Source organism: Rhizobium sp. P2_G2, assembly GCF_056403555.1.
Map to the genome: position 1 here is coordinate 20,705 of NZ_JBFUFF010000087.1, position 8,499 is coordinate 29,203.

General features: G+C 59.2%; 14 protein-coding genes and 1 pseudogene. 4 read left to right on the forward strand and 11 right to left on the reverse strand.

Annotated elements, in window-relative coordinates:
* Window positions 1-43: 43 nt before the first annotated feature.
* Window positions 44-1,462 (forward strand): helix-turn-helix domain-containing protein, encoded by a 1,419-nt coding sequence (locus AC1D06_RS33695; protein ID WP_477990175.1) that lies wholly within the window; start codon window positions 44-46, stop codon window positions 1,460-1,462.
* A gap of 66 nt (window positions 1,463-1,528) precedes the next feature.
* On the opposite strand, the pseudogene AC1D06_RS33700 reads toward AC1D06_RS33695, so the two are convergent.
* From AC1D06_RS33700 to AC1D06_RS33745, 10 genes and pseudogenes are all read right to left on the reverse strand, one after another.
* A pseudogene (locus AC1D06_RS33700) lies at window positions 1,529-1,663 on the reverse strand (alkaline phosphatase); the annotation flags it as partial.
* 127 nt (window positions 1,664-1,790) lie between these two features.
* Window positions 1,791-2,171, reverse strand: coding sequence for a hypothetical protein (locus AC1D06_RS33705; protein ID WP_477990176.1), 381 nt, complete (start codon window positions 2,169-2,171; stop codon window positions 1,791-1,793).
* Window positions 2,171-2,545: a YegP family protein gene (locus tag AC1D06_RS33710; RefSeq protein ID WP_477882980.1), complete on the reverse strand. Its 375-nt coding sequence runs from the start codon at window positions 2,543-2,545 to the stop codon at window positions 2,171-2,173. The genes AC1D06_RS33705 and AC1D06_RS33710 overlap by 1 nt, the downstream gene beginning before the upstream one ends.
* Before the next feature lie 220 nt (window positions 2,546-2,765).
* The gene (locus AC1D06_RS33715; protein WP_477990177.1) at window positions 2,766-3,335 is read right to left on the reverse strand and encodes an alpha/beta fold hydrolase; all 570 of its coding nucleotides are present in this window, start codon (window positions 3,333-3,335) and stop codon (window positions 2,766-2,768) included.
* A 146-nt stretch (window positions 3,336-3,481) separates the two neighbouring features.
* Window positions 3,482-3,922, reverse strand: a complete 441-nt coding sequence (locus AC1D06_RS33720; RefSeq protein WP_477990178.1) for a PIN domain-containing protein — start codon at window positions 3,920-3,922, stop codon at window positions 3,482-3,484.
* Window positions 3,923-3,924: 2 nt separating this feature from the next.
* Window positions 3,925-4,176, reverse strand: coding sequence for a type II toxin-antitoxin system Phd/YefM family antitoxin (locus tag AC1D06_RS33725; RefSeq protein ID WP_477882985.1), 252 nt, complete (start codon window positions 4,174-4,176; stop codon window positions 3,925-3,927).
* Between the two features lie 180 nt (window positions 4,177-4,356).
* On the reverse strand, window positions 4,357-4,566 hold the full coding sequence (locus tag AC1D06_RS33730) for a hypothetical protein (protein WP_477990179.1): 210 nt from the start codon (window positions 4,564-4,566) through the stop codon (window positions 4,357-4,359).
* A gap of 60 nt (window positions 4,567-4,626) precedes the next feature.
* Entirely contained in the window at window positions 4,627-5,031 is a 405-nt protein-coding gene (locus tag AC1D06_RS33735; protein ID WP_477990180.1) for a Rap1a/Tai family immunity protein, read from the reverse strand.
* A 550-nt stretch (window positions 5,032-5,581) separates the two neighbouring features.
* Window positions 5,582-6,001, reverse strand: coding sequence for a helix-turn-helix domain-containing protein (locus tag AC1D06_RS33740; protein WP_477990181.1), 420 nt, complete (start codon window positions 5,999-6,001; stop codon window positions 5,582-5,584).
* Window positions 6,002-6,044: 43 nt separating this feature from the next.
* Window positions 6,045-6,389 carry a hypothetical protein gene (locus tag AC1D06_RS33745; RefSeq protein ID WP_477990182.1) on the reverse strand — a complete coding sequence of 115 codons (345 nt, stop codon included), beginning with the start codon at window positions 6,387-6,389 and terminating at the stop codon, window positions 6,045-6,047.
* Window positions 6,390-6,506: 117 nt separating this feature from the next.
* Here AC1D06_RS33745 and AC1D06_RS33750 point away from each other — a divergent pair, with 117 nt between their 5' ends.
* From AC1D06_RS33750 to AC1D06_RS33760, 3 genes are all read left to right on the forward strand, one after another.
* The gene (locus tag AC1D06_RS33750; protein ID WP_477990183.1) at window positions 6,507-6,950 is read left to right on the forward strand and encodes an Imm26 family immunity protein; all 444 of its coding nucleotides are present in this window, start codon (window positions 6,507-6,509) and stop codon (window positions 6,948-6,950) included.
* Window positions 6,951-7,252: 302 nt separating this feature from the next.
* Window positions 7,253-7,555, forward strand: coding sequence for a DUF718 domain-containing protein (locus AC1D06_RS33755; protein ID WP_477990184.1), 303 nt, complete (start codon window positions 7,253-7,255; stop codon window positions 7,553-7,555).
* 317 nt (window positions 7,556-7,872) lie between these two features.
* Window positions 7,873-8,238: a hypothetical protein gene (locus tag AC1D06_RS33760; protein ID WP_477990185.1), complete on the forward strand. Its 366-nt coding sequence runs from the start codon at window positions 7,873-7,875 to the stop codon at window positions 8,236-8,238.
* 10 nt (window positions 8,239-8,248) lie between these two features.
* Here the strand turns inward: AC1D06_RS33760 and AC1D06_RS33765 are convergent.
* Window positions 8,249-8,499 (reverse strand): hypothetical protein (locus AC1D06_RS33765; RefSeq protein ID WP_477990186.1); only part of this gene is annotated, 251 nt, incomplete at its 5' end.

Consider the following 8,499-nt stretch of genomic DNA (forward strand, 5'->3'; position numbering starts at 1 on the left):
GCAGTTTACAAAAGTCTAGTTTGAATTTTGCGAAGTTGCAAACATGGCGATCGGCAAACTCTATATCGGCCGCAAGGTCCGCGACCTCCGGCAATCCACCCGCGCAACGCAGGCGCAATTCGCCGAGCGGATCGGCATTTCCATCAGCTACCTCAATCAGATCGAGAACAACCAGCGGCCGGTCTCTGCCGCCGTGCTCCTGGCTCTGGCGGAAAAATTCCGCATCGACCTCTCCGATCTCTCTGCCGGCGAGGACGATCGGCTGATTTCGGCGCTGTCGGAAGCGCTCAGCGATCCCTTGTTCAATGCCTATTCGCCGAGCGTGCAGGAGCTGAAACTGGTGGCCCAGAACGCGCCGGGACTGGCGCATGCGCTGATCGCCGCCCATCAGGCCTACAGGCACAATTCCGAACAGCTCGCCAGCATCGACGACACGCTCGGGCGCGCCCCGGGGCTGACTGAGAACACGCCCTATGAGGAAGTGCGCGACTTCTTTCATTTCGTCGATAATTACATTCACGATCTCGATGTCGCCGCCGAAAGGCTGGCTGAAGAAATCGGCCTGGGCGAGGGCGATCCCAACGCCATCCTCACAAGGCATCTGGAGCGCGCCCATGGTGTCCGCATCCGCCGCGCGCTCGACAATGAGGATATGATCCGCTCCTTCGACCATCAGGCGCGCATCCTCACGCTCAATGCCTATCTGCCCGCCGCGACCCGCGATTTTCAGATCGCGCTGCAGATTGCCCAGCTCGATTCCGGCGAGATGATCGATACCATCGCCCGCAATGCCGGCTTCCGCACCAACGAGGCCTATGAAATCTGTCGCATCGGCCTGCACAATTATTTCGCCGGCGCATTGATCCTGCCCTATCGGAAATTCATGGCCGCGGCGCGCGATCTCCGCCACGATCTCGACCTGCTCTCCGCCCGCTTCGGCGCCAGTCTGGAACAGGTCTGCCACAGGCTGTCCGCGCTCCAGCGCCCGGGTTTGAAGGGCATCCCGATCTTCTTCGCCCGCATCGATCGCGCCGGCAATATCACCAAGCGCCACAGTGCCGCCAAGCTTCAATTCGCCCGCTTCGGCGCCGCCTGTCCGCTGTGGAATGCACACCAGGCCTTCGAGACTCCGGGCCGGATCAACCGCCAGCTTGCCGAGACGCCGGACGGCGTACGCTATCTCTGCCTGTCGATCCAGGTGTCCAAGGGCGGTCGTGGTTTCCGCCAGGGGCAGCAGCATTATGCCCTGGCGCTCGGCTGCGAGATTTCCTATGCCGACGGCTTCGTCTATGCCGACGACATGGACCTCGGCAACCGCGCCGCCTATGACCCGATCGGCATTTCCTGCCGCATCTGCGAACGGACCAAATGCGCCAGCCGCGCCATGCCGCCGCTCAAGGGCCGGCTGGTCATCGACCACGAGAACCGGGCGGTGCTGCCCTATCGGCTGAAAGAGAATTGATGGACGTGGCCGACCCCGAAAGGGGGCCGGCGATATGTCGTACCGGTTCGATGTCCGACCGGTCCGTCAGTTCGTCTTCTGCAGGCCAAGCGCATCGCGGATGGTGAAGAACATGTCGGTCTGGTCGGTCAGGCCGGTGAAATTCGCTGCACCCGGGCCATAGGCGGCGATACGCAGCTGCGCGCCGGTATGGGAATAGTCTTCCGTGCTTGTGCTTGTGGCACCCAGCGCGCCCCAAACTCGCCCTCGCCCTGAGGCGCCCCATGACGCGAAGCGGAATGGGGCCTCGAAGGGCCAGTCACAGGCGCGAGGGCACCCCCGTCTCGCCTCAACGCCCCCGCGACATGCGCAGGTTAGCCGTCCAGGCAAACCAGAGCCCGGGCACGGCGATCAGCACGATGAAGGGCAGCGCCATCTTGACGGCGATGAGATTGTTGCGGGCGCTGACTTCGACGCCCTCGGCATTGCGGCAGATCATCCGCCGGCTGTGCGGCGGGCTCGGCACGTCGTCGACCCGCTGGCCCGAGCCGCACAGGATGGTGCCGATTACCGCCGATGAGCGGAACAGGTTGCGATTGACCTGATAGAGCGCAACGCTGGCCGCGAAGCCGAGAACGATCGCGACCAGCAAAAGACAGCCTGACAGCATCAGCCGGCCGCGACGCGTGATCGGCTGGCCTTGGCTATATCGCGAGGAGGTGCCGCGCATCAGGCACCGGCGGTCTCGTCCTCGACCGGCGCATCGGGGCCGTTCTTCTTCACCGAATCGATGCAATTCTTGGCGCTGGCCTTGGAGGCATAGGTCTCGGACCGCACCATGGTCTCGCCATTGGCCGCCTTGAAGCGGACGAAGGTCTCGCCATTCTTGGATTCGACGAGCTCGAAACGATAGCCCGAGCCGGTCTCTTCCTTCGTCAGATCGACGGTGGCGGCACCCGGCGCATTCTTCTTGATCGATTCGATGCAGTTCTTGGCGCTGGCCTTGGACGCATAGTTTTCCGACCAGACCATGACCTCGGCATTGTAGACGAACTGGACGCGGAACTGATCGTTTGCGCCCTTCAGAATCTTGAACTTATGCACGTCGGCAACCCTCCTGGATGCTTTCCGGCATGGCCCCGCCACGGCCCTGCCCAACAGCTAATGTGTAATATAGAGGGCGATAGCGTGCAAGCAGGGGATGGATGCGAACCCGTGTGACGTCCCACCGGCATTGATCGGCCGGCCGTGTGGTCGATAAGCGATGGCTGTCGATGACGAGACACGCCACCGACCGCCTGGCGAGGTTCGGCATCGTCAACGATCAAGCGGAACGGCCCTGCAGCGGCAATCGACGGATATCGCGAGCGATCTCGCTCAGATCGTTGTCGAGCTGGTGATTGCGATGCGGCAGGAAACGGAAAACCGCGGCGGGAATTGTTTTTGCATACAGCCCGGCATGCGTGGGCGGAACGATGTCGTCTTCGCTGCCATGATAGAAAAGGATGGGCATCCCGGCCGGCAACATGGCAGAAAAATCGGCCCGGGCCACGATATCCTCACTCGGCCATCCGCCATCGCCGATGAACGGCGGCGCAATGAGAATGAGCGCGCCGGGCCTGAATTTCGGCCGCTCGTCGGCCAGCACGGTGAGCAGGATGGTCGCGCCGATGGAATGGCCGACGAGAACGGCGCCGTTATCGAGACCATCGAGCAGCTTCAGCAGCGCGGCTTTCCAGATCGGATAGCGGGGGTCGGCTTCCTCGGGCATGCGCGGATAGACGACGGCGTAGTCCGAGCCGAGTTCGCGCTCGAGGCTCTCGACCAGCTTGTTGTCCCACTGATCGTGCACGGCTTCACCGGCACCTTGGATGAAGAGGATTTGCTTCGGCATAGGATGGCCTCCCTGTCCGTGTCGAACGTTGCGCACCGTGTACAACGTTACTGCCCGGCTCGGCGTTGCGATTCCAATGCGGAGGAAGGTTGGGTGGCCAGCGACTGCCGGACCTCTCCCATCCGATCCAGGGGGCCACTGGCTATCTACTGAATGGTCGGCAATTGCTTCAACGGGTTGGCAAACGGCACGCCCAGCGGCGCGAAATGACGTTCATTGGCTGTCAGAACAGTGAGGCCATGCGCCGCGGCGGTGGCGGCGATGGCAATATCCTCGAAGCCGGGATCATGGGCGCGAGCCCGGTCGAGGATCAGGCCTGCGTGACGCGCCTCCTCGATACCGAAGGACAGGATTCGCCCGGCATAAAAGTGTTCCACTGCCATGAGCCAGCGGCGCAGGTTCTCCGCCTTCGTCGTCGCTTCGATCCGGATGGCGCGGGCAATGCCCGCCTCGATCTCGGCGATGGAGATGGCGGAAAGATAGAACCGATCGCTATGCGCGTGCATCCAGGCCGCGAGCACTTCGACGCCCACTTGGCGCTTGGCCGGTGCATCGGCCGAGACGATATTGGTATCCAGAAGATACACGATCAGAGGCCATCTTCGCCGAGTGCACGGGCGGGTTTGCGCGCTCGCTCGGGAATGTCCTCCGGCCCGCCGGGAAAGGCCTGCAACAGATCGGCAAAGCTCGGAACCTTGGAGATACGCTGCCATTCCTCGAAAGACACGAGGACGGCTTCCTTGCGGCCGTGACGGGTGATCACGCTCGGTTCGCCAGCCACCGCCCGATCGACCACAGCGGAAAGCGTTGCCTTCGCGTCTTTGAGCTGGATTTCTTTCATGCCATGCCTCCATATGACCATCGGTAGTCATATATCAATTGCCTCGCCTCGATCAAGACGAGCGGACGCAAGAGGCTTTGCTTCAACCTCTCGCTGCTTCTCCAGAGCCAGCCAACTGTCCGTCAAGGCAGAGCGGCGGTGAAAGAGTTAGGCTTTCAAGCTTGTTTGTTTTCCGCGGTACTAATCAACCTCTTGGACGGTCACTTTATATCGCTTCCGCTGGGATGTGCCGAAGCAGGCATTGTTGCGGCCAATCTCCAGAGCCAGTGCCTGCTGTCCACGTGTCGCCCAGGGATTCATCAGCAGCGAGATCACTGTCTGACAGGTTGTCATCTTCGAATAATCCGGCTCCGGCAGCGGTGAAGTTTCACAGCCTGCCAGGAGCGCCATCAGGCAGCTCGCCAGCAAAAATCTAAGTCATCCCCTATCGCCCCCTCCGGCGTCGGGATTTCAAGGTTGATGGCAAGGGAAAGTTGCATACATCGTCAGRGTCAACAARGTYCCGGCCGAGAGATGCCGCGTCTCCGGCGTCTGAGCAAGCGATTTGCAAAAAATGTCGACCAATTGCTCCACCGTGGCCTCTTKGGGAACGCAGGCGTGCAGCGAGGCTKCCTCCAGCCYGGAWATGGTGGCGAGATCGGCGCCCGYCGGGTTCTGCTGCRCAMGGGTGAACATACCATCGATAGACTCGTTTTTTCCAAGCCAGCCGGCGACGTAGCCGCTCACCAGATTGCGGTTGGTGCTGCAGTCGGTGTGGATGTCGTTGCCTGTGAAAAACTCGGCAAAGCTCTGCGAAGGGGATGACGCCAAAATACACGACAATGCCGCAACGGCGGCAATTCCTCCCTGACGCATGCTTGCTCCCAATGATCCCCTGGATTGTAGAGTTGGCAGAAGTTGCGGTGAGGCGCAAGCCGCCAGGGTGGCATTCAAAGCCTGACCTGTCCCTGTTTTTCCAGCAGCGATAGGAGCCTCTGCGTCCTGGTCACGCCGATTGGCTCGGTGTGATGCCTTGCCTCGACCTCTCCGCTTGCTCTCTTTCCGGAGCCAGACAACGGTTCGGCCAGACACGGCGTTGATTGAAGAAGCGGGGTTTCAAGTTTTGTTTTTGTTTGGTTTCGTTTCAATCTCCATTTCCGTTTCAGTCTGGGTCTCTGTCTCTGTAGTGTCGCACAATCGAGGGGCGCGCAAAATTCACCGCCATCTTCAAGACGGATGGTCGGCCGCCGCGTTGACGATGGACGCGCCATCGTGACCTTGCCCACGCCGCACGGGCGCGGGACTGCGGGGGCCTTCATGGCAACGGCCGCGCCGCTGATATCACAGGCGGGGCGTTGCGTGGGCATGACATGCGCACGCGCCCGGAATTGAGCGGCGGCAATCGTCCAACAGCGCCGGACGCTGGTTATTCGTGCGCTTCGGACAGCGCGATCACGAAAGCAAGCACAGCGCGCCGATAACCGCGATTCTTGATTGCCGCGAAGTCACGGCTGAGCTGCACAACCTCTCTCGATGACAGAAAGCCGGCGGTTTGGTCGTTGTCCGCGCGATAGCGAGACGCCGCATCGCCGCCGACAGGCGCTTCGTCATCATCGAAAAAGAAGCTGACCGGCACGTCCAGGATTCTTGCAATGGTCTGCAAGCGGCTGGCGCTCATGCGGTTCATGCCTTTTTCATATTTTTGGACTTGCTGGAATGTCACGCCCAAAGCATCGGCCAGGGCGCCCTGGCTGAGCCTGCGCACCTGCCTTTGGAAGTGAAGTTTGTTTCCAGCATAGATATCAGCCGGATGTGGATACTTTGACATCTGCGACCCCCTGCGCATTCTGCCCGCTCAACCACGCAGAAACCGGGCATTCACCGTGATTTCAAAGCGCCTTCGAACGAATTTCGGCGCCGCCATGATCAGATCGCAGCCTATCAAATTCGTCTTTTCCGATAAATTCGCGAATTCGGATAAGGTTGGTAACACCAATGCACTCCGAAATGCTTAGCGCGGATAGGTTCTGCGTAAACCAATCCATGCAGCATGCCAGTATTATTGTCGCGACCTGCGTGGCGACATGCCTGGCGCAAATCAAACTGCACCAGGCGCGAAGAACAAGTCCCTCATCATATTTCCGGCATTCCGCCAAAATCGGCGGTTTCACTATGATGGAGATGCCGACCGCCAAATCCAGCCGATCAGCCATTTGCAAAACAACATGACGCACGCGAGGCCTCACGCCGAAGGCGCTAGGTCTCTGCAAAGAAGAAAAAAAGGGGAAATTTATTGGCGGGTGCGAACGTTATTACGAGGAAGATGTTTGCCTTGAGAAGGAGGCCGCGTGATGATGAACAAGCTGCCATACCAGGTGGGAGATATCTTCGCCGTTCCGCTCGACAATGGAAAGGGCTTCTGCCTTGGCGTGGTGACGGGAATGCCCAGAGACGGAAAGGTGTTGATGGGATATTTCTACAGCGACGTCTATTCGACGGTTCCGCGAGGCGATGGAATATTCAGGCCCGAACCGCGAGATGCGGCGGGAATTTGGATATTCGGAGACCTATACCTGTCCGAAAGACGGTGGCCGATCGTCGGGCAGGTCGACAATTTTCATCCCAACGACTGGCCCTCGCCAAAGTTTCTACAGGAAACCATGCGTCAATTGGCAGCCTGTTCGAGTGACGGGACGCTTGAACCAGATGGCAATGAAGCTGAACAATATCAGGGCGATAATGTCATGGACGCCGGCTTTGTCGAAGGCATTTTGGCGCAGATAGCAACAACCTAGATTCGGCGCGTTTGCGGCAGCGTGGAGCACTGGAAAGGCGTTCGCCTCGACCCAGGCGCGAGAGCCTGGGATGTTCTTCAATAGACTGGGGGGATTTGTCCAGGCACAAATGGCAAGACATACGCCATTGCCAAGCAAATTCAAGCTTTCGCGGGAGACGCCAATAAAAATGGTTTTTCCCTGTGAAGCGTGCTACTTTCAAAGGCGGCACCGATGAGCAAGCTTACTTGCGATTTTGGTCGCCAGATGCCACCTTGATCAAGCCGGCACTATCGCTACTCATTCACTTGCGGGAGACAGCAATGACCGCATTCAACGTCGTGGGTTTTAAAGTCAAGACCGGGATGGAGAGCGCCTTCCTAGCCGCCCACCAGAATATTGCCGACAGCTGGCTGGGTCTGCGCCACGCCAATATCATCCGGACCGGTGAAGGACGATATTGTATCATCGGCGAATGGGAGAGCGTCGAGGCCATGGCCGGAAGCCGGTCGAGCATGATTGCCACGCTTGATACCTTCCGGGACATGCTGGAGGACCTCGGTGGCGGGCTGGGTGTCACGGATGCGGTCGCCGGACCGGTCGTGTTTTCGACGAGAGAAAGCTGAAGGCTTTGCATTTCCTTGAGCGTTTGTTGTCCGCGACGAGTGTCGGTTGCGACGCCTGATGACATCAGCACAGGCGTGACGACAGGCGAACCCAAGCGCGCAGTCTCGATCGCCATGTTTACGGTGCAGATACCGTGGCGCTGTCGCCATCGTTATGCCAGGTCACGAAGGGGGGCATTGCCCCGGAGCGCACGACCAGAACGTCGCCTTTCGGAGATATCAAGCAAAAGCTGATGCTCGCGGGCGAGCTTGTCCGGACGCGGTCAGCGGGGTAGCTTCAGGCAACCCGATTATCCCAGTCGATGAATCCGCAAAACATGACGATAGTTGCCGACAATCTTGAGGAACTCGAATCATTTGGCCTGTCGTTTTACAGGGTCATGGAATCGTTCCACATCGACAGAACATTCAGCGGCGGCAAACCCGGTTTCGTTGACATTGAGCTGGTGTTGCGAACGCATCCCGGTGACTTCAGGAAACCAAAACCAGGAAAACTGAAAATCTATTTTTTCCAATGCTTTGATCTAAAGACAGACGAACTCCTTTCGTTGTCGGGGTTCGAATTGGCGGTGCGCAAACATCGATCGCCGATGCTTGCTGACGTGCGCTATCGCGTGATCGATGCGGAATGGGGAAATCTCGAATTCCAATGCGGCGGCTTCGCCGCCGAATTGCTTGGATAGGAGATTTGTATCAATCAACCTCTCGGACGGTGACTCTATATTTCTTCCGCTGGCGTGTGCCGAAGCAGGCATTGTTGCGGCCAATCTCCGGAGCCAGAGCCTGCTGTCCGAGTGTCGCCCAGGGATTCATCAGCAGCGAGATCACTCTCTGACAGGTTGTCATCTTCGAATAATCCGGCCACGGCGGCGGTGAGGTTTCACAGCCTGCCAGGAGCGCCATCAGGCAGCTCGCCAGCAAAAATCCAAGTCGTCCCCTATCCC

Bases quoted from the DNA above. Each gene is read 5' to 3' on its own strand.
- AC1D06_RS33695 (WP_477990175.1), top strand. From the start codon at position 44: ATGGCGATCGGCAAACTCTATATCGGCCGCAAGGTCCGCGACCTCCGG.
- AC1D06_RS33705 (WP_477990176.1), bottom strand. From the start codon at position 2,171: ATGCGCGGCACCTCCTCGCGATATAGCCAAGGCCAGCCGATCACGCGT.
- AC1D06_RS33715 (WP_477990177.1), bottom strand. From the start codon at position 3,335: ATGCCGAAGCAAATCCTCTTCATCCAAGGTGCCGGTGAAGCCGTGCAC.
- AC1D06_RS33725 (WP_477882985.1), bottom strand. From the start codon at position 4,176: ATGAAAGAAATCCAGCTCAAAGACGCGAAGGCAACGCTTTCCGCTGTG.
- AC1D06_RS33730 (WP_477990179.1), bottom strand. From the start codon at position 4,566: ATGGCGCTCCTGGCAGGCTGTGAAACTTCACCGCTGCCGGAGCCGGAT.
- AC1D06_RS33740 (WP_477990181.1), bottom strand. From the start codon at position 6,001: ATGCGCAGGGGGTCGCAGATGTCAAAGTATCCACATCCGGCTGATATC.
- AC1D06_RS33750 (WP_477990183.1), top strand. From the start codon at position 6,507: ATGATGAACAAGCTGCCATACCAGGTGGGAGATATCTTCGCCGTTCCG.
- AC1D06_RS33755 (WP_477990184.1), top strand. From the start codon at position 7,253: ATGACCGCATTCAACGTCGTGGGTTTTAAAGTCAAGACCGGGATGGAG.
- AC1D06_RS33760 (WP_477990185.1), top strand. From the start codon at position 7,873: ATGACGATAGTTGCCGACAATCTTGAGGAACTCGAATCATTTGGCCTG.